Annotated in this window: 21 protein-coding genes; 8 read left to right on the top strand and 13 right to left on the bottom strand. The window is 69.6% G+C overall.

The annotated features are described in order from the left end of the window. Window positions 1-4: 4 nt before the first annotated feature. The 4 genes from proB to rplU form a co-directional block, all read right to left on the bottom strand. A complete protein-coding gene (gene proB, locus ACHFGS_RS02550; RefSeq protein WP_394279055.1) occupies window positions 5-835 on the bottom strand; it encodes a glutamate 5-kinase in 831 nt (276 codons plus the stop codon). Beyond that, window positions 832-2,343: a GTPase ObgE gene (gene obgE, locus ACHFGS_RS02545; RefSeq protein ID WP_394279054.1), complete on the bottom strand. Its 1,512-nt coding sequence runs from the start codon at window positions 2,341-2,343 to the stop codon at window positions 832-834. The genes proB and obgE overlap by 4 nt, the downstream gene beginning before the upstream one ends. Window positions 2,344-2,415: 72 nt before the next feature. Continuing rightward, a complete protein-coding gene (gene rpmA / locus ACHFGS_RS02540; protein WP_394279053.1) occupies window positions 2,416-2,673 on the bottom strand; it encodes a 50S ribosomal protein L27 in 258 nt (85 codons plus the stop codon). A gap of 17 nt (window positions 2,674-2,690) precedes the next feature. Beyond that, entirely contained in the window at window positions 2,691-2,999 is a 309-nt protein-coding gene (gene rplU / locus ACHFGS_RS02535; RefSeq protein WP_394279052.1) for a 50S ribosomal protein L21, read from the bottom strand. Window positions 3,000-3,212: 213 nt separating this feature from the next. Between rplU and ACHFGS_RS02530 the strand changes: the two genes are divergently transcribed. After that, window positions 3,213-3,485, top strand: a complete 273-nt coding sequence (locus ACHFGS_RS02530; RefSeq protein ID WP_394279051.1) for a DUF4031 domain-containing protein — start codon at window positions 3,213-3,215, stop codon at window positions 3,483-3,485. Window positions 3,486-3,488: 3 nt separating this feature from the next. Here ACHFGS_RS02530 and ACHFGS_RS02525 read toward each other — a convergent pair whose 3' ends face one another. Further along, entirely contained in the window at window positions 3,489-5,975 is a 2,487-nt protein-coding gene (locus ACHFGS_RS02525) for an Rne/Rng family ribonuclease (RefSeq protein WP_394289107.1), read from the bottom strand. 295 nt (window positions 5,976-6,270) lie between these two features. On the opposite strand from ACHFGS_RS02525, the gene ACHFGS_RS02520 reads away from it, so the two are divergent. Beyond that, window positions 6,271-6,870 carry a vitamin K epoxide reductase family protein gene (locus ACHFGS_RS02520; protein WP_394279048.1) on the top strand — a complete coding sequence of 200 codons (600 nt, stop codon included), beginning with the start codon at window positions 6,271-6,273 and terminating at the stop codon, window positions 6,868-6,870. Between the two features lie 70 nt (window positions 6,871-6,940). Here ACHFGS_RS02520 and ndk read toward each other — a convergent pair whose 3' ends face one another. Genes ndk through ileS form a run of 4 tightly spaced genes read right to left on the bottom strand, consistent with a single transcriptional unit; the run spans window position 6,941 to window position 12,474 of the window. Then, entirely contained in the window at window positions 6,941-7,357 is a 417-nt protein-coding gene (gene ndk / locus ACHFGS_RS02515; protein ID WP_394279047.1) for a nucleoside-diphosphate kinase, read from the bottom strand. A 1-nt stretch (window position 7,358) separates the two neighbouring features. Then, window positions 7,359-7,751 (bottom strand): DUF4233 domain-containing protein, encoded by a 393-nt coding sequence (locus ACHFGS_RS02510; protein ID WP_394279046.1) that lies wholly within the window; start codon window positions 7,749-7,751, stop codon window positions 7,359-7,361. After that, window positions 7,748-9,100: a bifunctional folylpolyglutamate synthase/dihydrofolate synthase gene (locus ACHFGS_RS02505; RefSeq protein WP_394279045.1), complete on the bottom strand. Its 1,353-nt coding sequence runs from the start codon at window positions 9,098-9,100 to the stop codon at window positions 7,748-7,750. Before ACHFGS_RS02505 ends, ACHFGS_RS02510 begins: the two co-directional genes overlap by 4 nt. Further along, on the bottom strand, window positions 9,097-12,474 hold the full coding sequence (gene ileS, locus ACHFGS_RS02500; RefSeq protein ID WP_394289106.1) for an isoleucine--tRNA ligase: 3,378 nt from the start codon (window positions 12,472-12,474) through the stop codon (window positions 9,097-9,099). Before ileS ends, ACHFGS_RS02505 begins: the two co-directional genes overlap by 4 nt. A gap of 222 nt (window positions 12,475-12,696) precedes the next feature. Here ileS and ACHFGS_RS02495 point away from each other — a divergent pair, with 222 nt between their 5' ends. Beyond that, the gene (locus ACHFGS_RS02495) at window positions 12,697-13,353 is read left to right on the top strand and encodes a hypothetical protein (RefSeq protein WP_394280066.1); all 657 of its coding nucleotides are present in this window, start codon (window positions 12,697-12,699) and stop codon (window positions 13,351-13,353) included. A 39-nt stretch (window positions 13,354-13,392) separates the two neighbouring features. Here ACHFGS_RS02495 and ACHFGS_RS02490 read toward each other — a convergent pair whose 3' ends face one another. After that, window positions 13,393-13,818 (bottom strand): OsmC family protein, encoded by a 426-nt coding sequence (locus ACHFGS_RS02490; RefSeq protein ID WP_394280065.1) that lies wholly within the window; start codon window positions 13,816-13,818, stop codon window positions 13,393-13,395. A 52-nt stretch (window positions 13,819-13,870) separates the two neighbouring features. On the opposite strand from ACHFGS_RS02490, the gene ACHFGS_RS02485 reads away from it, so the two are divergent. From ACHFGS_RS02485 to ACHFGS_RS02465, 5 genes are all read left to right on the top strand, one after another. Next, entirely contained in the window at window positions 13,871-14,632 is a 762-nt protein-coding gene (locus ACHFGS_RS02485; protein ID WP_394280064.1) for an ATP-binding cassette domain-containing protein, read from the top strand. Beyond that, a complete protein-coding gene (locus tag ACHFGS_RS02480) occupies window positions 14,629-15,315 on the top strand; it encodes a methionine ABC transporter permease (protein WP_394280063.1) in 687 nt (228 codons plus the stop codon). The genes ACHFGS_RS02485 and ACHFGS_RS02480 overlap by 4 nt, the downstream gene beginning before the upstream one ends. 28 nt (window positions 15,316-15,343) lie before the next feature. Beyond that, the gene (locus tag ACHFGS_RS02475) at window positions 15,344-16,162 is read left to right on the top strand and encodes a MetQ/NlpA family ABC transporter substrate-binding protein (RefSeq protein WP_394280062.1); all 819 of its coding nucleotides are present in this window, start codon (window positions 15,344-15,346) and stop codon (window positions 16,160-16,162) included. A 114-nt stretch (window positions 16,163-16,276) separates the two neighbouring features. After that, window positions 16,277-18,853 carry a valine--tRNA ligase gene (gene valS / locus ACHFGS_RS02470; protein ID WP_394280061.1) on the top strand — a complete coding sequence of 859 codons (2,577 nt, stop codon included), beginning with the start codon at window positions 16,277-16,279 and terminating at the stop codon, window positions 18,851-18,853. Further along, entirely contained in the window at window positions 18,853-19,095 is a 243-nt protein-coding gene (locus ACHFGS_RS02465; RefSeq protein WP_394280060.1) for a hypothetical protein, read from the top strand. Before valS ends, ACHFGS_RS02465 begins: the two co-directional genes overlap by 1 nt. Window positions 19,096-19,101: 6 nt before the next feature. Here the strand turns inward: ACHFGS_RS02465 and ACHFGS_RS02460 are convergent, their stop codons facing one another. From ACHFGS_RS02460 to ACHFGS_RS02450, 3 genes are read right to left on the bottom strand one after another with little or no spacing between them, the layout of a single operon-like run. Further along, window positions 19,102-20,355 (bottom strand): MFS transporter, encoded by a 1,254-nt coding sequence (locus tag ACHFGS_RS02460; RefSeq protein ID WP_394280059.1) that lies wholly within the window; start codon window positions 20,353-20,355, stop codon window positions 19,102-19,104. Further along, window positions 20,352-20,567 (bottom strand): hypothetical protein, encoded by a 216-nt coding sequence (locus tag ACHFGS_RS02455; RefSeq protein WP_394289105.1) that lies wholly within the window; start codon window positions 20,565-20,567, stop codon window positions 20,352-20,354. Before ACHFGS_RS02455 ends, ACHFGS_RS02460 begins: the two co-directional genes overlap by 4 nt. Window position 20,568: 1 nt before the next feature. Beyond that, entirely contained in the window at window positions 20,569-21,168 is a 600-nt protein-coding gene (locus tag ACHFGS_RS02450; RefSeq protein ID WP_394280057.1) for an ArsR/SmtB family transcription factor, read from the bottom strand. Window positions 21,169-21,205: the final 37 nt, after the last annotated feature.

Raw genomic sequence — 21,205 nt, 5'->3', positions numbered from 1 at the left:
CCGCTCAGTGCTCGGAGACGCGCACGGGTGCGGTGCCCGTCGGCGGCGCAGGCTGCGGGTTCGGCGCGAACCACGTGCCGACGTCCTCGCCCCGGAGCGCCTGGAACACGAGATCCGCACTGGTCACGAGCACACCGACACCCGACGCGGATGCGAGGCGGGCTGCGGACACCTTGGTGGCCGCGCCGCCGGTGCCGACGCTGTTCACCACGACGGAGCCGAACTCGTACCCGGCGAGGTCGTCGCCGTACTCGACGGTGTGGATCGGCCGGGCGCCGGGTTCACCCGGCGGCCGCGTGTACAGGCTCTCGATGTCGCTGAGAAGCACGAGCGCGTCAGCACCGGTCAGCTGTGCGACGAGCGCGGCGAGGCGGTCGTTGTCGCCGAAGCGGATCTCATGGGTCGCGACGGTGTCGTTCTCGTTGACGATCGGGAGGATCCGAAGGCCCAGGAGCCGCTCCATCGCACGGCGCGCGTTGGACCGGTGCGTGGGGTTCTCGAGGTCACCGGCGGTGAGCAGGACCTGACCGGCGACGATCTCGAACGGGCGCAGCGCCGCCTGGTAGCGGTAGATGAGCACGTTCTGGCCGACGGCAGCGGCCGCCTGCTGTGTGGCGAGGTCGCTGGGCCGCGAGTCGAGCATCAGGAACGGCATGCCCGTCGCGATGGCGCCCGAGGACACCAGAACCACCTCGGTGCCGCGCGCGTGCGCTTCGGCGAGGGCCTCGACGATCGGCTGGATCTTCTCCGCGTTCTCCCCGCTGATAGACGAGGAGCCCACCTTCACGACGACACGAGGGGCGCCGGCGATGCCGGCTCGATCCTGCAGACTCACGACTCGTCCTCGTCCTCCCAGTCGCTTCCGGCGGCGAGACGCTCGGACTCGAGCTCGGCACGCGCCTCGGCCTTGGCATCCATGCGCTCGTGATAGCGCTCACGACGCTGCGATGTGGTGCGACGCGGGTTGAGGTCGAGACGGGGGTCGGTCCCACGGGGCGCCGTCATCAGCTCGGCGGCCGAGCTGAGCGAGGGGTGCCAGTCGAAGACGATGCCGTCGCCCGCGCCGATCACGACGGTCGAACCCGGCTCCGCGCCGAGGCGGAACAACTCGTCTTCGATCCCCAGCTTCTCGAGGCGGTCGGCGAGGAATCCGACGGCCTCTTCGTTCTGGAAGTCGGTCTGCTGCACCCACCGCACCGGCTTCGTGCCGAGGATCCGGTAGATGTTGCCATACGTGCCGCCCTCGACACGGATCTCGAAGTCCTTCTCGGATCCCTGCGGGCGGATGACGATGCGCTCGGGCTGAGGAGCGGATGCCACGTCGCGGCGATGCTGCTCGACGATCTCACCCAGGGCGAAGGTCAGCTGACGCAGACCGTCACGACTGACCGTCGAGATGTCGAAGACACGGTAGCCGCGCGCTTCGAGCTCGGGGCGCACGAGGTCGGCGAGATCCTTCGCCTCGGGGACATCGAGCTTGTTGAGTGCGATGAGCTGGGGACGCTCGAGCAGCGGAACCTGACCCTCGGGCACCGGGTACGCCGCGAGCTCGGCCAGGATGACGTCGAGGTCGCTGATCGGGTCGCGGCCGGGGTCGAGAGTGGCGCAGTCGAGGACGTGCAGGAGTGCGGTGCACCGCTCGACGTGGCGGAGGAACTCGAGTCCGAGACCCTTGCCGTCGCTCGCACCCTCGATGAGGCCGGGCACGTCGGCGACCGTGTAGCGGGCGTCGCCGGCCTGCACGACGCCGAGATTCGGGTGAAGGGTCGTGAACGGGTAGTCCGCGATCTTCGGACGAGCTGCGGAGATCGCCGCGATGAGGCTCGACTTGCCCGCGGAGGGGAATCCGACGAGCGCGACATCGGCGACGGTCTTCAGCTCGAGCTGGACGTCGCCCTGCCATCCGGGGGTGCCCAGGAGGGCGAAGCCGGGAGCCTTTCGCTTGGGGTTCGCGAGCGCGGCGTTGCCGAGGCCGCCCTGACCGCCGGGAGCCACGACGAAGCGGAGCCCCGGGGTGACCATGTCGACGAGCATCTCGCCGTTCTCGTCCTTGACGACGGTGCCGACCGGCACCGGCAGTTCGAGGTGTTCACCGGCCGCGCCGGAACGGTTGTCGCCCATACCGAAACCGCCGTTGCCCGCCGAGCGGTGCGGCGAGTGGTGGTACGAGAGCAAGGTCGTGACCTGCGGGTCGGCGACGAGCACGATGTCGCCACCGCTGCCGCCGTTGCCCCCGTCGGGGCCGGCCAGCGGCTTGAACTTCTCTCGTCGCACGGAGACGCAGCCGTTGCCGCCCTTGCCCGCGCTCAGATGCAGCGTCACGCGGTCGACGAACGTCACCATGCGGATTCTCCTGTCGGTGGGAACACGTGAGGGGCGAGCCGTAGCCCGCCCCTCACCGTGGAATTCTGTGTCTTACTCGGCGATCGACACGATGTTGACGACCTTGCGGCCGCCCTTCGTGCCGAACTCGACCGCGCCCGCCTCGAGAGCGAACAGCGTGTCGTCGCCACCACGACCGACGCCTGCGCCGGGGTGGAAGTGGGTGCCGCGCTGGCGGACGATGATCTCGCCGGCGAGGACCTTCTGACCACCGAAGCGCTTCACGCCGAGGCGTTGTGCGTTGGAGTCACGACCGTTACGGGTGGAGCTTGCGCCCTTTTTGTGTGCCATCTCTCGTGCCTCCTGGCTTACTTGATGCCGGTGATCTTGACGCGCGTGAGGTCCTGACGGTGGCCCTGGCGCTTCTTGTAGCCGGTCTTGTTCTTGAACTTCTGGATGATGATCTTGGGGCCGCGCTCCTCGCCGAGGACCTCAGCGGTGACCTTGACCTTCGCGAGCTTGTCGGCGTCGGTCGTCACGGCGTCGCCGTCGACGAAAAGAACGGCGGGAAGCTCGATCTTGTCGCCGATCTTCGCCTGCTGGCGGTCGAGCACCACGATGGTGCCCACTTCGACCTTCTCCTGCCGGCCACCGGCGCGCACAACTGCGTAAACCACTTCACACCTTGTTTCTTCTGTGGAGCGCTCGGCTCCGGGCTCTGATGAGACTGGAAAGTCCTGGTGCGGAAGCTAGGCTCTGCGTCGCCATAGGCCTGCGACACGTGACGCACCAAGGGTCCAGAATACCCGATCCCCTGAGTTAGGGCAAAAGCACCCGCCCGCGAGTCGCGGCCGGGCAGCCCGGGAGGCGGGTCGGCTTAGGATCACGCCATGGCCCTGCTCGTCGACACCGCGATGTGGCCCGCGCACGGGCGGCTGTGGGCCCACCTGGTGTCGGACAGCGACATCGACGAACTGCACGCCTTCGCGGCTGCGCACGGCATCCCTCCACGCGCGTTCGACCGGGACCACTACGACGTCCCCGCAGACGCGATCCCCCGCCTGGTGGCGGGCGGCGCCGAAGCGGTCAGCGGGCGCGAGCTCACGCGTCGGCTGATCGCCTCGGGCCTGCGAGTCACCGCCCGCGAACGCCGCGGGCGGTGAGTCTCACGCCTCGTCGGAGGTGGGGGACGTCGAGATGGGCGTGCCGGTGAGGGCGGCCGTCGTCACGCGGCGGCGTCCGCGGCCCTGACCGGGAGCCTTCGGTTCGGGGAGCGCTTCGAGGACCGAGTCGAGCATGCGCTCGGTGTCGCTCTTCGGCGCGGCATCCGCCTTCTTCTTGCGGGCACGCTTGGGACGCTCGGCCCGCTCGCCCCGCTCGGGCGGCGCCACGACGCCGGTCTGCTCGACCGGAGCCTCTTCGCCGTGCGGCTGGATCGTGGATGCCGCGATCTGGGCGAGCGCCGACTTCACGCCCTCGGTGATGACGTGGGTGCCGCCGGTGGGGGTGCTGCCCGCTCCCCCGGTGCCGCCGCCGTTCTGGCCGGAGCCGCCGCCCTGACGGGGGCGACGGTTGCCGCCGCCGTTGCCGCCGCTCTGGCCACCGCTGGAGCGGTGCTTGACGACCGGGTCGTGGTGGACGATGACACCGCGACCGGCGCAGACATCGCACGCCTCGCTGAAGGTCTCCAGCAGGCCGAGGCCGAGCTTCTTGCGGGTCATCTGCACGAGGCCGAGCGAGGTGACCTCGGCGACCTGGTGCTTCGTGCGGTCGCGGCTGAGGCACTCGATGAGGCGGCGGAGCACGAGGTCGCGGTTGGACTCGAGCACCATGTCGATGAAGTCGACGACGATGATGCCGCCGATGTCGCGCAGACGCAGCTGCCGGACGATCTCCTCGGCCGCTTCGAGGTTGTTCTTGGTGACGGTCTCCTCGAGGTTGCCCCCGGTGCCGACGAACTTGCCGGTGTTGACGTCGACGACGGTCATGGCCTCGGTGCGGTCGATGACCAGTGAGCCACCCGACGGCAGCCAGACCTTGCGGTCGAGCGCCTTCTCGATCTGCTCCGTCACGCGGAACTCGTCGAACGGATCGTGGTCGCCTTCGTACTTCTCGATGCGCTCGAGGAGGTCAGGCGCGACGCCGTTGAGGTACGAGGTGATCGTCTGGTACGCCTCTTCGCCCTGGATGAGCATCTTGCGGAAGTCCTCGTTGAAGACGTCGCGGACGATCTTCACGAGCAGGTCGGGCTCGGAGTGGAGGAGCGCCGGCGCCTGACCGGACTCAGCCTGCTTGCTGATGTGCTCCCACTGCGAGGTGAGACGCTGCACATCGCGCGTGAGCTGGTCCTCGGTGGCGCCCTCGGCGGCGGTGCGCACGATGACGCCCGACGACTCGGGGAGCACCTCCTTGAGGATCTTCTTCAGGCGCGCGCGCTCGGTGTCGGGGAGTTTGCGGGAGATGCCGTTCATGGCACCGCCGGGCACGTACACGAGGTAGCGGCCGGGGAGCGAGATCTGGCTGGTGAGACGTGCACCCTTGTGACCCACGGGGTCCTTGGTGACCTGGACGAGAACACGGTCGCCGCTCTTGAGGGCGAGTTCGATCCGGCGGGGCTGGTTGCCGGTCTCGACGGCATCCCAGTCGACCTCGCCGGAGTACAGCACGGCGTTGCGGCCGCGACCGATGTCGACGAAGGCGGCCTCCATGGAGGGCAGGACGTTCTGCACACGACCGAGGTACACGTTTCCGATGAGCGACGCGTCCTGGTTGCGGGCGACGTAGTGCTCGACGAGCACGTTGTCCTCGAGCACCGCGATCTGGATGCGGCCGCTCTTGGATCGGACGATCATGTCGCGGTCGACCGACTCGCGCCGGGCGAGGAACTCGGCCTCGGTCACGACCGGACGGCGACGTCCCGCCTCACGACCGTCGCGGCGACGCTGCTTCTTGGCCTCGAGACGGGTGGAACCCTTGATGCGCTGGGGCTCGGTGATGACCTCGACGGCGCGGCGACGCGGAGCCGGTTCTTCGGCGGCCTCTCCCGCCCCGCCACGCCGACGGTTGCGGCGCCGGGGGTTCGAGGAGCCCTCTCCGCCCTGGTCGTCGCGGTCGTCACGCGCTGCGCCGGGACGCGCCGGGAGCGGCACGATCTCGGGCGCGTAGAAGTGCAGGGCGGTCGAGACGGCGGAGACGAAGTCCTCCGGGAGCAGACCCAGGCTCACGGCGGTGGGAGCCGCCGGGGTCTCCGGGGCGGATGCCTCATCAGCGGCGGGGGTTTCCTCGGCCGCCGACGCGTCAGCGGGAGTCTCCTCGACAGCGGGCTCGGTCGGCTCGGCCTCGGGCTCAGCCTTGACTGCGGGCTCTGCGTCGACCTCGGCTGCGGGCTCGGCCTCGGCAGCGATCTCGGTCTCGGCAGCGGGCTCGGCCTCGGCAGCGGGCTCGTCGGTTTCGGCTGCAGGCTCGGGCGTCTCGTCGGGGGTCGACTCCTCCGATGCCGACTGCGCGTGGGCGGGGGTGTCCTCGGCCACGGGTGCTTCCGGCTCTGCCGAAGCGGTGTCCGCCGCGGCGGCGAGGTGGTCGCCTCCGGGCGCGGGAGCGTTCAGCTCCAGCTCGTTGTCGGTGTCTGCTGATCCGGTGTTCTCATCGGCCATCACTGGCTTACTCCTAGCGGACGGCTCCGCGTGCCGTCCGGCGAAACTCTGGCGACCTCGCTCTGTGGCGGAGGGCCGCATCTCTCTCGGTCTGCAGCCGATCCCCGCTCTCTGGGCGAGGTGACGCTGCGCGGGCGGTCATCGCCCGAAGTCTTCTGGGTGGCATCTCGGCGGCGCGGCCGCGGTGATGTCAGCGACCATTATCCCACTAACCGACCCGAAACCGTGACGTGACCCAATTTGCACGGCCGGTGGCGCCCCAGGGCCCTGCCGCCCCGGTGCGATAATCGCCCCCATGACCTCCCCGACGACCACCCGCCGACCCACGATCCTGGCGATCTGGCTCATCGTCGCCGGGGTGATCGGGTGGTTCGCCGCGTTCGAGCTGACGCTCGAACGTCTGAAGCTCTTGGCCGATCCGACGGCGACGGCGGCGTGCGACATCAGCCTGCTCGTCCAGTGCGGCGCGAACCTGCAGTCGTGGCAGGGATCGGTGTTCGGCTTTCCGAATCCCATCCTCGGGCTCACCGGATGGATGGCGCCCGTCGTCGTGGGAGCGGCATTGCTTGCCGGAGCGCAGTTCGCCCGGTGGTTCTGGGCGCTCTTCGGCCTGGGGATCGCGGGCGCGATGACGTTCGTGATCTGGCTGATCTCGCAAAGCGTCTACGTGCTCGGAACCCTGTGTCCGTGGTGCATGGTGACGTGGTCGGTGACGATCCCGACGTTCTTCGCCGTCGCGGTCCATCTGCTGCGCATCGGCGTGATCAGCCGCTCGGATCGCGCGCGGCGGCTCGGCGATGCCCTGACCGCCTGGATCCCGCTGATGGCGATCATCGCGTTCGCGGTCGTGGGGCTGCTCGCCCAGCTCCACCTCAACTGGATCGCCGAGTTCTGACCCGGCACCCGATCGCCGCAAGGACGAAGCGCCCGATCCCCAGCGGGGCATCGGGCGCTTCTCACGCGCGTCAGTCGAACCAGATCGACAGCTCGCGAGCTGCCGATTCAGGGCTGTCACTGCCGTGCACGAGGTTCTGCTGCACCGCGAGGCCCCAGTCGCGACCGAAGTCGCCACGGATCGTGCCGGGGGCGGCCGTAGTCGGGTCGGTGGTGCCGGCCAGCGAGCGGAAGCCCTCGATGACACGATTGCCGGCGAGGCGGATCGCGACCGACGGTCCCGACATCATGAAGTCGAGCAGCGGCTCGTAGAACGGCTTGCCGGCGTGCTCGGCGTAGTGCGCCTCGAGCCGTTCGCGGTCGGGCTCGACCAGGCGCAAGTCGACGAGGGCGTAGCCCTTGGCTTCGATGCGGGCGAGGATCGCGCCGGTCAGCCCGCGGGCGACGCCGTCGGGCTTGACGAGGACGAGGGTCTGTTCGGTGGCCATGTCAGTCTCCGTTCGTTTCCGCCTGCGCAGCGAGCGCGGCGTTGCGCTCGTCAAGAGCGCCGCCCTTGATCGTCGCATACACGTACATGCCGCCGAAAACGGCGACGGCCATCAGCAGCGCCGGAACGAGGATCGCACCGGCGGCCAGCACGAGCTGGAGCACCGCCCCGACCACGATCGCCCACAGGTGACGGGTCAAGCCCGCCGTCACGATCATGAGCACCGCGAGGACGGAGCCGCCGACGATGCCCCACCAGTCCTCGATCCCATCGGGGAGCACCTTCAACCCGAACACGACGAGCCCGCCGAGGAACACCACGAGCGACTCGGCGATGAGGATGACCGAGGTCAGCGATTCCCGTGCCCCGCGGTGACGACGAACCCGGGGGCTCATGCGCGGTACCCCGACTTCCAGTCCTCCGCGGCCGAGAGCGTCACGGCCTCGCCGGCGAGCACGACACTGCCGGCGATCACGACGGCGCGGCGATCGGCGTCTGCGGCCCACGCACGGGCGGCCTCCGCCGCCTCGGCGAGGTCGCGGTGCACCGTCACGGCGGTGCCGACCTGCTCGACGAGGTCGGCGATGGAATCGGGGTCTTCCGCCCGATCGGACTCGGGCGCGGTTGCGAACACGTGCGCGGCCACCGGCGCGAGGGTGTTCACGATGCCCGCCACGTCCTTGTCGCCGAAGGCGCCCAGGACGACCCCCCACTCGTCGAAGTCGAACGAGTCGCCCAGAGCCGCGACCAGAGCGCGGGCGCCGTGCGGGTTGTGGGCGCTGTCGACGAGTACGGTGGGTGCGATGCCGATCAGCTGGAGGCGTCCGGGCGAGGTGGCCCCGGCGAGGCCGTCGGCGAGCACGTCCTCGGCGAGCGACTGCGAGGCGCCGCCGATGAGCGACTCCACGGCCGCGATCGCGAGCGCCGCGTTGTGCCCCTGGTGTGCGCCGTAGAGCGGCAGGTAGAGCTCCGGGTACGTCCCCGCCAGCCCTCGGACCGTGATCAGCTGACCGCCGACGGCGAGCTTCTGCTCGAGGAGGCCGAACTGCTCGCCCTCCGAGGCGAAGGTCGCCTCCTGTCGACGTGCGGACTCGGCCAGGACCGCCGCGGCCGCGGCATCCTGCTGAGCGGACACCACCGCCGCGGACTTCTTGATGATCCCGGACTTCACCTGGGCGATCTCGGCGATCGTGTCGCCGAGGCGGTCGGCGTGGTCGATGTCGATCGGCGCGAAGACCGCGACGTCACCGTCGGCGGTGTTGGTCGAATCCCACGCGCCGCCCATCCCCACCTCGATCACCGCGACGTCGACGGGAGCGTCGGCGAACGCGACGAACGCGAGCACGGTGAGCAGCTCGAAGAACGTCAGGGGCGCTTCGCCCGCGGCGTCGAGCTCGGCGTCGACGAGCTCGACGAAGGGCGAGATCTCGTCCCACGCGTCTGCGATGGCGGCGTCGGCGATCGGTTCGCCGTCGATCATGACCCGCTCGGTGAAACGCTCCAGGTGAGGGCTGGTGAACAGTCCGGTCCGGAGCCCGTGCGCCCGCACGATCGACTCGATGATGCGGCTCGTGGAGGTCTTGCCGTTCGTGCCCGTCACGTGGATGACGCGGTAGGTGCGCTGCGGGTCGGCGAGCAGCTCGAGCACGCGACGCGTCCGCTCGACACGCGGCTGAACCCACCGCTCGCCCTGCCGCTCCAGGAGCGCCGCGTAGACGGCATCCGCTCGTGTCCGGTCGCTCATGAGGTCGCTCCGATCCGGCGCACGCCGATCGTCAGGGCACCGACGTTGGCGTACGTGCCGGCGGTGACCGTGGTGGTATACTCGGGGGTCGACCGGAGTGCCTCTCCGAGGAGGACGGTCCCGTCGGCGGTCGCCACGAGGGCGGCGGCCGAGAGGGTCTCCCCCGCGACCTCGGCGACGTCGAAGGCGGATGCCACCGCGCGCGCGTCCTCGTCGGAGTCGAAGGTCAGCTGGAGGGCGATCCGGTCGCTCACGTCGAAGCCGGCCGCCTTGCGGGCGTCCTGCACCGCGCGGATGACGTCGCGCGCGAGCCCCTCAGCCTCGAGCTCGGGGGTCGTCGTGGTGTCGAGCAGGACGAAGCCGCCCGCCGGCAGCAGCGCGATGGCGGTGCCCTCGGCGACGCCGCCTGCCTCGAGCGTCAGGTCGTACTCGCCCGGCTCCAGCGCGATGCCGTCGACGACGACCACGCCGCCCTCTTCGGTCCACAGACCCGCCTTGGCGCCCTTGATGACGTGCTGCACCTGCTTACCCAGGCGCGGACCCGCGGCACGGGCGTTGACCGCGAGGCGCTGGCTGATGCCGTACTGCTCGGCGAGACCGTCGGTCAGCTCGACGAGCTGCACGGCCTTGACGTTGAGCTCATCGCGGACGATGTCCTCGAACTGGGCGAGCGTGTCGGCACCGCGCACCGCGACGGTGAGCGAGGCGAGCGGCAGGCGCACGCGCTTGCCCTCCTTCTTGCGGAGGGCGTTGGCGACCGAGGACACCTCGCGGACGGCGTCCATCGCGGTGCGGATGTCGGATGCCGGAGCGAACGCGTCCGCGTCCGGCCAGTCCTCCAGGTGGACGCTGCGTCCGCCGGTGAGGCCCTGCCAGACCCGCTCGGAGATGAGCGGGAGCAGCGGCGCCGCGACCCGGGTGAGCGTCTCGAGCACCGTGTAGAGGGTGTCGAAGGCCTCCGTGGAGGTCGCGTCGGCGGCATCCGCCCCCACCCAGAACCGGTCACGGGACCGCCGGATGTACCAGTTCGTCAGCGCCTCGGCGAAGTCGCGCAGCTTGGCGGCGGCCATCGTCGAGTCGAGCACCTCGAGGTCGGCGGCGACGCCGCGAACGAGATCCCCGGTGAGCGCGAGGATGTATCGGTCGAGCACGTTGGTGGAATCGGTGCGCCAGCGCGCTTCGTACCCCTCACCCTCCGGCCCGCCGGCGGCGTTCGCGTAGGTCGAGAAGAAGTACCACGTGTTCCACAGCGGCAGCAGGAACTCGCGGACGCCCGCGCGGATGCCCTCCTCCGTGACGACGAGGTTGCCGCCGCGGAGGACGGACGAGCTCATCAGGAACCAGCGCATCGCGTCGGACCCGTCGCGGTCGAAGACCTCGCTGACGTCGGGGTAGTTGCGCAGCGACTTCGACATCTTCTGCCCGTCGCTGCCGAGCACGATGCCGTGGCAGGCGACGCCCAAGAATGCCGGACGGTCGAACAGGGCGCCCGAGAGCACGTGCATGACGTAGAACCAGCCGCGCGTCTGTCCGATGTACTCGACGATGAAGTCGGCCGGTGCGTGCTCGTCGAACCAGTCGCGGTTCTCGAACGGGTAGTGCACCTGTGCGTACGGCATCGAGCCGGAGTCGAACCACACGTCGAAGACGTCCTCGATGCGGCGCATCGTGGAGTTGCCGGTCGGGTCGTCGGGGTTCGGGCGCGTCAGGTCGTCGATGAACGGGCGGTGCAGGTCGACCTCGCCCGCCTCGTTCACCGGCAGCCGGCCGAAGTCGCGCTCCAGCTCCTCCAGCGAGCCGTACACGTCGGTGCGCGGGTACTCGGGGTCATCGCTCTTCCACACCGGGATCGGCGAGCCCCAGAAGCGGTTGCGGCTGATCGACCAGTCGCGCGCGCCCTCGAGCCACTTGCCGAACTGGCCGTGCTTGACGTTCTCGGGCGCCCAGGTGATCTGCTCGTTGAGCTCGACGAGGCGGTCCTTGATCGAGGTGACGCGGACGAACCAGCTCGACACAGCCTTGTAGATGAGGGGGTTCCGGCAGCGCCAGCAGTGCGGGTAGGAGTGCTCGTAGCTCGCCTCACGCAGCAGGCGCCCCTCCGCCTTCAGCAGGCGGATGAGCGGACGGTTCGCGTCTAGCCACAGCTCTCCCGCGACATCGGTGACCTGAGGGAGGAACCGGCCGCCGTCGTCGAGCGACATGATGAGCGGGATGCCGGCGGCCGCCGTCACGCGCTGGTCGTCCTCACCGTACGCGGGTGCCTGGTGGACGATGCCGGTGCCGTCGGTTGTGGTGACGTAGTCGTCGACGAGGATGCGCCAGGCGTGCTGTGTGCCCCAGGTCGCCTCGTCGGCGTAGTAGTCGAAGAGCCGGTCGTAGGCGACGTCGGCGAGGTCGGCCCCGCGGACGGTCTGGTCGACGGCGTCGCGCGCCTCGTCGGCCGAGGCGTAGCCGAGGTCCTTCGCGTAGTTCGCGAGCAGATCGGCGGCGAGCAGGTAGCGGTGCGACTGCCCCTCGAGGGCGTCCTCGTGGATGTCGGCGGCGCCCGCCGGTCCGCCCGGGAGGACGACGTACTCGATATCGGGGCCGACGACGAGCGCGAGGTTGGTCGGGAGGGTCCACGGGGTCGTCGTCCAGGCGAGCGCGCGGACGGCGGTGAGACCGAGGGCTTCGGCCTTCGCGCCCACGAGCGGGAAGGTCACCGTGACGGACGGATCCTGACGCATCTTGTAGACGTCGTCGTCCATACGCAGCTCGTGGTTCGAGAGCGGGGTCTCGTCGCGCCAGCAGTACGGCAGCACGCGGTGACCCTCGTAGGCGAGGTCTTTGTCGTACAGCTCCTTGAAGGCCCACAGCACCGACTCCATGTAGCTGGTGTCGAGCGTCTTGTAGCCGCGCTCGAAGTCGACCCAGCGCGCCTGGCGGGTGACGTAGTTCTCCCACTCCTGCGTGTATTCGAGGACGGACGAGCGCGCCTTCGCGTTGAAGGCGGCGATCCCCATCTCCTCGATCTCGCGCTTCTCGGTGATCCCGAGCTGCTTCATGGCCTCGAGCTCGGCGGGAAGACCGTGCGTGTCCCAGCCGAAGACGCGGTCGACCTTCTTGCCGCGCATGGTCTGGAAGCGCGGGAAGAGGTCCTTCGCATATCCGGTGAGCAGGTGCCCGTAATGGGGCAGGCCGTTGGCGAAGGGAGGGCCGTCGTAGAAGACCCATTCGTCCGCACCCTCGCGCTGGGCGATCGAAGCGCGGAACGTGTCGTCCTGCTCCCAGAAGGCCAGGACGTCGCGCTCGAGGTCGGGGAAGCGCGGGCTCGGGACGACGGCCGCGGGCGCGTCGGCGGCGGGGCCGAAGGCGGAAGGTCGGGGGTAGGTCATTGTCACTCCTGCAGGTCTGCTCCTGCGAGGACGATCCGAAAGACCGCGGTACCACCCCGCTTGATGCGACCCGGTTCCGGGTGCACCCACTCACCTGCGGCGATGACGGGCCTGCCCCGCCCGGTTCTACTGGGCGGCGGACCGCTGTTCTTCCGAGAGCTCCCCGGTGATGGCCGGATCGGTGCTGATGACCCCATCATACCGGCCGCCTAGGCTGACGGAATGGCCCGATCGCGCATCCGTCCCGAGCAACCCCGGATCTCCGAGCCCGATGTCGCTGAGGATCTCGTCGAGGCCACCCTGACCCGCTCGGGCGAGGTGCGGGATGCACGCATCGCGCTGCCTCCGGGATCGACGGATGCCGCGCACTCCCGGCTCGATGGCAGCGTCATCGCCTCGGGCGCCGTGGATTCCCTCGATGTCAGCGGGGCGATCCTCTCGGATGTCGCCGTCGATGGGCTGTCGGCGGTCGAGGTGATCGCCCGCCACAGCACCTGGCGCACGGTGGTGATCCGCGGCGGCCGGATCGGGACCCTCGACCTGTCGCGGGCACGGATGGATGGTGTGCTCCTGGACGGCGTCCGGGTCGAATACCTCTCGCTCTCCGCCGCCGTCCTCCTCGATGTCGAGATCACCGGATGCCGCATCGGCACCCTCGATGCGCCGGGCGCCCGGCTCGAGCGGGTCCGCATCACGGAGAGCCAGGTGGAGGAGTTCGACAGCCGCGAACTGCAGCTCCGCGACCTCGACCTCCGCGGCCTCGACGCCCTGAGCTTCACGGACATCCGCGCGCTCCGGGGCGCGACCCTCACCGACGCGCAGGTCGCCGCGCACGCGCGTGCGCTCGCGATCGCCGTGGGCATCGACGTCCAGGACTGACGCCCGTCGGAGGCGGATCCGGGTCCCCCCGATCCCGGTTCAGGCGACGTCCGCTCCCGCCCACGGCTCCGTGCGGACCCACGCCGTCTCGGACCCGGCCAGCAGGCGGGAGACGGGGCAGCGCTGGTGCGCCGCCTCGGCGAGCGCGGCGACCGCATCGGCATCCTTCCCCTCGGCGGACACGAACGCGGTCACGGCGAACTCGTACCCGTCGCGCGAGAGGGAGTCCTGCAGCTCCACCTCGACCCGCACGGCAGTGCGGTGGGCGCCCTTCACGATCGCCTGAGCGGTGGCGTTGAGACACGTGGCCCAGGCCAGGGCGAGCAGCTGCTCGGGGTTGCTGCGGGTGAGGTCGGCGTCCGCGCTCAACGGGTTCGAGACCGCGACCTCGAGGCCTGCCGGCACCCGACTGATGCCCGTTCCGCCGTCATCGTTGATCGCCTGCGTGCGGTACCGTGTGCTCATCCCCGAACTATAGTTGTACTTCGTCCAACAATTCTCTCCGTGAGGTTTCGTCGTGCCCTCTTCCGACCCCCGACCGGTCGTCCTCTCCTCCGTCGGGGTTACCTATCCGAACGGGGTGCGGGCCCTCGATGACGTCACCCTGGAGATCGAGCTCGGCGAGGTCTTCGGGATCATCGGCGAGAGCGGCGCCGGCAAGAGCACCGTGCTGGGCCTACTCACCGGAGAGGTGCGCGCCGCCGACGGGCAGGTCGACGTCCTCGGCTCCCGGGTGGGCGCGCTCGACCGGCGGGGACTGCGCGCGCTGCGGCGCGAGCTCGGCGTCGTCTTCCAGGGGGTCCACCTGCTGTCGAACCGCACTGTTCGGCAGAACGTCGCCGCCGCCCTCGCCCTCCGCCCCAACGCTCGCTCGCGGCGCTCCGCCGACCGCGAGCTGGTCGACCAGGTGCTGCGTTTCGTCGGACTCATCGAGCGTGCGGACGCGTTCCCCGCGCAGCTCAGCGGCGGACAGCGTCAACGGGTCGGCATCGCCCGCGCCCTCGTCACGCGTCCCCGTCTGCTCATCTGCGATGAGCCCACGTCGGCTCTGGATGCCACGACGGCGGCGGGAGTGCTCGACCTGCTGCGCTCCGCGCGCGACCGCTTCGGCACGACCGTGGTCGTCGTCACGCACGATCTCGACGTGGTCCGAGCGGTCTGCGACCGCGTGGCCCTGTTCGAGTCCGGACGCCTGCAGGAGATCCTGACCGTGAGCCCCGCGGCATCCGCCGGATCCGAGTCGTACCTCGATCGCGCACGACGGGAACTGCGCGCATGATCGCGGACATCCTCGGCCCACTGCAGGACAGCCTCGGCGAGCGCGGCGACGATCTGCTCGAGGCCCTCGGCGAGACGGGATACATGCTCGTCGTCTCCCTCACCGCCGCCGTGATCCTCGGGACACCGCTCGGGACAGCCGTCTATCTCACCCGTCCCGGCGGGCTCGCGCCGAACCGTGTCGCGTGGACCCTGACGAACTTCTTCATCAACGTCGTCCGGTCCTTCCCCTTCCTCCTCCTGGTCGTGTTCCTCATCCCGGTGACGCGCGCCATCTACGGGACCACCTTCGGCACGCCCGCAGCGACCTTCTCGCTGTGCGTCGTCGCCGTCGCCATCTATGGCCGACTGGTCGAGCAGATCCTGCGGGAGATCAGTCCCGGCATCCCGCGTATGGCGGACACGCTCGGCGCGACCGTGCCGCAGACGGTGTTCCGCTTCCTCCTGCCCGAAGCCGTCCCGGGCCTGGTCTACGCCCTCACCTCGGCGAGCATCAGCCTGCTGTCGTATTCGACCGTGCTCGGGGTCGTCGGGGGCGGCGGCGTCGGAGACTTCGCGCTCCGATACGGGTACCAGGAGTACGACTACCCGCTCATGTACTTCACGATCCTGCTGATCCTGGCGGTCGTGCTCATCATCCAATCCCTCGGGCAGCGCCTTTCGGTGCGCCTCGATCACCGCTGACCTTCCCCGTGACCCTCAAGGAGACCTCATGACCACCCGTTCGCTCCCCCGCTTCTCCGCCGCCGCCCTCGGCCTGCTCTCCGTGTTCGCGCTCGCCGCGTGCGCGCCCGCCGCCAGCCAGAGCGAGGGCGAGGAGACCGTCACCCTGCGCGTGGGGGCCGTCACCTCCCCCATGACCGACATCGTCGAAGCAGCCGGCGAGGAGATCGCCGACGGATACGAGATCGAGCTCGTGGAGGTCAGCGACTACGTCACGATCAACAACATGCTCGCGGCGGGCGACATCGACGCGAACTTCTCCCAGCACGTGCCGTACCTCGAGGAGTTCAACGCGAAGAACGACGCCGACCTCACCCCCGTGCAGTCCGTGTACAACTTCACGATCGCGTTCTACTCCAAGGCGTACGACTGCATCGACGACCTCCCCGACGGCGCCGTCGTCGCGATCCCCAACGACGCGTCCAACACCGGGCGCGCGCTGAAGCTCCTCGCCGACGAGGGCGTGATCGAGCTGGCATCCGGCGTCGACCCCTACGCCGCGACGGTCGACGACATCGCCGAGAACCCCCGCGACTTCGAGTTCCTCCAGCTCGAGATCGCGCAGCTCAACACCGCCTACGACGAGGCCGACCTGGTCTTCCAGTGGCCGTCCCACATCTCCGCGCTCGGTCTCACGCCGCAGGACGACGGCCTCCTCACCGAGCTCGACGATCGTTTCGCGCTGCAGGTCGTCGTTCCGGGTGAGGAGGCGGACTCTGACGCGACCGCCGCGCTCGTCGACGCGTTCACGAGCGACGCCGTCCGCGCGATCATCGACGACAACCCGACGATCGAGGTCGCCTTCTGACCGAGCCGCGGCATCCCGTGTGCGGGGTGGGTGCGCGGCGACCGCCGGTAGACTGAGGGCGATCCACACTCAGGCACGCTCACACGGTGCCGCACATATCGCTCGAGGAGCACCATGACGAACGCGCAGATCCCGGACAAGCCCGCCCTGGAGGGCCTCGAGCAGAAGTGGGATGCCGCGTGGTCCGCCGCCGGCACGTACCTGTTCGATCGCGACGCGGCCAAGGCCTCCGGGCGCGCCGGCGTCTTCTCGATCGATACGCCACCGCCCACGGCATCCGGATCCCTGCACATCGGGCACGTGTTCAGCTACACGCACACCGACGTGAAGGTGCGCTACGAGCGCATGCGCGGCAAGACGGTGTTCTACCCGATGGGCTGGGATGACAACGGCCTGCCCACCGAGCGCCGCGTGCAGAACTACTACGGCGTGCGCTGCGACACCTCGCTCCCCTACGACCCCGACTTCACGCCGCCGTTCCGCGGAGACGCGAAGAGCCTGAAGCCCGCCGACCAGGTGCCGATCAGCCGCCGCAACTTCATCGAGCTGTGCGAAGAGCTCACCATCGAGGACGAGAAGCAGTTCGAGGACCTCTTCCGCAAGCTCGGCCTGTCGGTCGACTGGACGCAGACCTACCGCACCATCTCGGATGACACGATCCGCACGAGCCAGCTCGCGTTCCTGCGCAACCTCGACCGCGGCGAGGCGTACCAGGCCATGGCGCCGACGCTCTGGGACATCGACTTCCGCTCCGCCATCGCGCAGGCCGAGCTCGAAGACCGCGACCAGCAGGCCGCGTACCACCGCATCGCGTTCCACAAGACCGACGGCTCCGGCGACATCCACATCGAGACGACCCGGCCCGAGCTGCTCGCGGCGTGCGTTGCCCTCGTCGCCAACCCCGACGACGAGCGCTATCAGCCGTATTTCGGTCAGACCGTCCGCACGCCGCTGTTCGACGTCGAGGTCCCCGTCCTCCCTCACCCCCTCGCGGTGAAGGACAAGGGCACCGGCATCGCGATGATCTGCACCTTCGGCGACGTGACCGACATCATCTGGTGGCGCGAGCTCGATCTGCCGAACCGCACGATCCTCGGTCGCGACGGCCGCATCATCGATGAGGCTCCCGATGTGCTCGTGACGGATGCCGCGAAGGCGGCGTACGCCGAGCTTGCCGGCAAGACGGTGTTCAGCGCCAAGAAGCGCATCGTCGAGCTGCTCCAGGAGTCCGGCGAGCTGCTCGAGGTCTCGAAGCCCTTCACCCACCCCGTGAAGTTCTACGAGAAGGGCGACCGCCCCCTCGAGATCGTCTCCACCCGCCAGTGGTACCTCCGCAACGGCGCCCGCGACGCGGAGCTGCGCGACAAGCTCATCGAAATGGGCCGCGACATGGGGTGGCACCCCGATTTCATGCGCGTCCGGTACGAGAACTGGACGAACGGCCTCACCGGCGACTGGCTCGTCTCGCGGCAGCGCTTCTTCGGTGTGCCGATCCCGGTCTGGTACGGCCTCGACGAGAACGGCGAACGGGACTACGACCTCGTCCTGACGCCCGACGTGTCCCGCCTGCCCGTCGACCCGACCACCGACGTGCCCGACGGCTACACCGAGGATCAGCGCGGCGTGCCCGGCGGGTTCGACGCCGAGCGCGACATCTTCGACACGTGGGCGACCTCGTCGCTCACGCCGCAGCTCGCCGGCGGGTGGGAGCGTGACGAGGAGCTCTGGAACCTCGTCGCCCCCTTCGACGTGCGCCCGCAGGGGCAGGACATCATCCGCACCTGGCTCTTCTCGACCATGGTGCGTTCGGTCCTCGAAGACGGTCGTGCGCCGTGGACGGATGCCGCCATCTCCGGCTTCATCGTCGATCCCGACCGCAAGAAGATGTCGAAGTCGAAGGGCAACGTGGTCACCCCGGCCGACATCCTCGACGCGCACGGCACCGACGCAGTCCGCTACTGGGCGGCCTCCAGCCGCCTCGGCGCGGATGCCGCGTTCGACCCGCAGAACCCTACGCAGGTGAAGATCGGCCGTCGCCTGGCGATCAAGGTTTTGAACGCCGCGAAGTTCGTGCTGTCGTTCCCCGTACCGGAGGGCGCGCGCATCACCCACGCGCTCGACGCCTCGATGCTGGCGACGCTGGATCAGGTCGTCCGCGACGCGACGAAGGCCTTCGACGCCTTCGACCACGCGCGCGCACTCGAGATCACGGAGGCGTTCTTCTGGACCTTCTGCGACGACTACCTCGAACTCGTGAAGGAGCGCGCCTACAACCAGGCCGACGCCGGTCAGGCCTCGGCGGCCCTCGCCCTGCGCCTCGCGCTGTCGACCCTGCTGCGTCTGCTGGCTCCGGTGCTCTCCTTCGCCGCGGAGGAATCGTGGTCGTGGTTCGAGGAGGGCTCGGTCCACACCGCCGCCTGGCCGACCCCGCTCGAGATCGATGGCGACCCGGCGGTGCTCCGCGCGGTCGGTGAGGCTCTGATCGGCGTGCGCCGCGCGAAGACTGAGGCGAAGGCCTCGCAGAAGACGCCGGTCGCTTCGCTCACCGTCGCAGGCCCCGCCGCCGCGCTCGACGCGATCCGCTCCGCCGAGGGCGACCTCGCCGCGGTCGGTCGCATCGCCGCCGTCAGCTACGCCGACGCCGACGCCATCGCCGTCACCGACATCGAACTCGCCCCTCAGGAGGCATGATGCGAATGGGTACCCGCTGGGACAGCGGGGCGGAGCCGCCGGCATCCGTCCCGGCTCTGCTGCACGAGCAGATTGCGGTGGTGGATGCCACGGTGACGCAGTCGGGCGTGCAGCCGAAGCCCCGCTGGACGCTCACCTGGCTGGAGGGCCGCCCCGTCGCCGAGCTGGAGACGGGTGCCGTCGTCCGACAGGATCGCGACGGCCAGGTCGTCGTCGGCCACGTCGACGCGCTCGAGGACTGACCCCGCTCAGGCGTCGGCGGGGCTGAGCCCCTGCCGGGACGCCTCGAGCAGGAGCTTGGTGCACACGAGGGTGGCGACGAGGCAGAGGCCGCCGGCGAGCAGATAGGGAAGCCGGAGATCTCCCCGGGCGACCCACCCGCCGAGAACGGTCGCCAGCGGGAACATGCCCCACGTGATCATGCGGATGACGCCCAGCGTCCGTCCGAACAGCACGGGCGGGATGAGCCGCTGGCGCAGCGCCGCCCACGGGACGTTCCAGGTCGAGATCGCGAACGCCATCGCCGCGTAGGCGACGACCGCCGTGACGACCTCGGCCGCGATGCCCACGGCCACGAGCGCGAGCGCCGCCAGCAGGTTCGCCGCCCACATCACGCCGCCGCGTCCGAACCGAGCCACGACGGGCGCGGCGACGAGCGAACCCGCCAGCGCCCCGAGACCGATGCCTGCGGTCACGAATCCGATCGCCGCCGGCGCAACATCGTGCTCATCGAGGAAGTAGAGGATCGTCGGCGCCTGGGCGAACGAGAAGGCGCAGCCCATGAGGGACGTGAACAGCACCAGTGCGCGCAGGTAACGGTGGGTCCAGAGGAAGCGGAGCGCCTCCGATGCCGGCACGCGCGGCGCGGCATCAGGTTTCGATGCTGAGGTGCGAAGCGGCCGCGCGGCTGACAGCGGAAGCAGGACCGCAAGGACGATCGGGACGAGATAGCCGACCGACCCGACCCAGAGCGGCAGGGCCAGCGACACCGCGAAGAGCACGCCCGCGATGGGCTGCGCGATGAAGCTGTCGATCGTGATCTGCGCGGCCTGGATCCGACCGTTCGCGCGTTCGAGGTGCTCGTCGCGCACGACCGCGGGGATCACCGCGTTCGTCGCGTTGTCGAACACCGTCTCGCCGAACCCGAACACGAGCGTGCCGGCGAACAGCCACCAGATGTCGAGGGCACCCGTGACGGTGAGCACCGCGAGGCCGAGCGCCGCGGCGGCGCGGACGGTGTTCGCGACCGCCATGAGGATGCGACGGTCGAATCGGTCGACGAGCATCCCGGCCGGGATCGCGAAGACGAACCACGGCACGAACGCGAGGGCCGCGAGGATCGAGATCATCAGAGGGTCACGCGTGAGCGTGGTCGCGATGAGCGGCACCGCGGTGCGCCCGAGACCGTCGGCGAGATTGCTGAACGCGGCGGCGGTCCACAGGCGGCCGAAGGCCGGGCCCAACCCCGGCTTCACCGGAGGCCGCGGCCGGACCACGGTCACCGCGGCAGGATCCCGGTGTGCAAGACCGCGGCGCCGTCCCGCCGACGCTCGATCGCCTCGTCGTGCGCGAGGCGGAGCGGTGCAGATGCGGCCCGCCGTGACATGCGCCGGGTGACGGCGTCCTGCAGCGTGTGGCTGACGACGAGGAGCGCGCGGTCGAGGGAGGTCGGCGTCGCCGCCGCCACGGGGCGCACGAGGGTGAGAGTGGTCATGTCAGTTGCCTCCTTCGGGGAGCGCGAAGACGTCCACGCGGACGGTGTAGGGCTGTGTGCCTGCCTCGTCCTGTCCGCGGTAGCGGTCGCTCGCTTCATCGATGAGCGCCGAGAAGCGCTCGTTGAGCTCCTTCGCTTGGTCAGGTGTCAGGCGGAGGTTGGCGGTCGAGATGAGCGCGGTCATGTCATCGATCTCGGCCGGTGTGCGGATGCTGTCCCCGACGAAGCGCAGCAGCTGCTGGTGGCGTCGGTTGAGGAATTCGGTCATGACGACCTGGGTCGCCGCCCTGCCCGACGGCGTCTTCATGGCCTCGGGGTTCGTGAAGGACACGGAGCCCTTCTCCCGCTCCCACCACCGCTCACGGGCCGACCCCCGCCCCTCCACCTCGCGGATCAGATCGTGCTTCGCGAGCGCACGCAGGTGGTAGCTCGTCGAGCCGGTCGACTCTCCCGTCAACGCCGCCAGGGAGCTCGCTGTCTGCGCGCCGTACTGCGACAGGATGTCGTACATCTGCACCCGGAGGGGGTGCGCGAGCGCCTTGAGCGCGCCGGCGTCGAGAACGCGTTCGGGGCGGGCGGCGGTGGAGTCGGCGTCAGACATAATGCAAAGATATCTTTGCATTGTCTTCTTTGCAACT

It is taken from the genome of Microbacterium sp. (genome assembly GCF_043427715.1).
Taxonomy (GTDB): Bacteria; Actinomycetota; Actinomycetes; order Actinomycetales; family Microbacteriaceae; genus Microbacterium.
The sequence above is the reverse complement of the archived record's forward strand: the minus strand, read 5'-3'. Positions and strand labels throughout refer to the sequence as shown.

Bases quoted from the DNA above. Each gene is read 5' to 3' on its own strand.
- obgE (WP_394279054.1), bottom strand. From the start codon at position 2,343: ATGGTGACGTTCGTCGACCGCGTGACGCTGCATCTGAGCGCGGGCAAG.
- rpmA (WP_394279053.1), bottom strand. From the start codon at position 2,673: ATGGCACACAAAAAGGGCGCAAGCTCCACCCGTAACGGTCGTGACTCC.
- ACHFGS_RS02530 (WP_394279051.1), top strand. From the start codon at position 3,213: ATGGCCCTGCTCGTCGACACCGCGATGTGGCCCGCGCACGGGCGGCTG.
- ACHFGS_RS02525 (WP_394289107.1), bottom strand. From the start codon at position 5,975: ATGGCCGATGAGAACACCGGATCAGCAGACACCGACAACGAGCTGGAG.
- ACHFGS_RS02520 (WP_394279048.1), top strand. From the start codon at position 6,271: ATGACCTCCCCGACGACCACCCGCCGACCCACGATCCTGGCGATCTGG.
- ndk (WP_394279047.1), bottom strand. From the start codon at position 7,357: ATGGCCACCGAACAGACCCTCGTCCTCGTCAAGCCCGACGGCGTCGCC.
- ACHFGS_RS02510 (WP_394279046.1), bottom strand. From the start codon at position 7,751: ATGAGCCCCCGGGTTCGTCGTCACCGCGGGGCACGGGAATCGCTGACC.
- ACHFGS_RS02505 (WP_394279045.1), bottom strand. From the start codon at position 9,100: ATGAGCGACCGGACACGAGCGGATGCCGTCTACGCGGCGCTCCTGGAG.
- ileS (WP_394289106.1), bottom strand. From the start codon at position 12,474: ATGACCTACCCCCGACCTTCCGCCTTCGGCCCCGCCGCCGACGCGCCC.
- ACHFGS_RS02495 (WP_394280066.1), top strand. From the start codon at position 12,697: ATGGCCCGATCGCGCATCCGTCCCGAGCAACCCCGGATCTCCGAGCCC.
- ACHFGS_RS02490 (WP_394280065.1), bottom strand. From the start codon at position 13,818: ATGAGCACACGGTACCGCACGCAGGCGATCAACGATGACGGCGGAACG.
- ACHFGS_RS02480 (WP_394280063.1), top strand. From the start codon at position 14,629: ATGATCGCGGACATCCTCGGCCCACTGCAGGACAGCCTCGGCGAGCGC.
- ACHFGS_RS02475 (WP_394280062.1), top strand. From the start codon at position 15,344: ATGACCACCCGTTCGCTCCCCCGCTTCTCCGCCGCCGCCCTCGGCCTG.
- valS (WP_394280061.1), top strand. From the start codon at position 16,277: ATGACGAACGCGCAGATCCCGGACAAGCCCGCCCTGGAGGGCCTCGAG.
- ACHFGS_RS02465 (WP_394280060.1), top strand. From the start codon at position 18,853: ATGCGAATGGGTACCCGCTGGGACAGCGGGGCGGAGCCGCCGGCATCC.
- ACHFGS_RS02455 (WP_394289105.1), bottom strand. From the start codon at position 20,567: ATGACCACTCTCACCCTCGTGCGCCCCGTGGCGGCGGCGACGCCGACC.
- ACHFGS_RS02450 (WP_394280057.1), bottom strand. From the start codon at position 21,168: ATGTCTGACGCCGACTCCACCGCCGCCCGCCCCGAACGCGTTCTCGAC.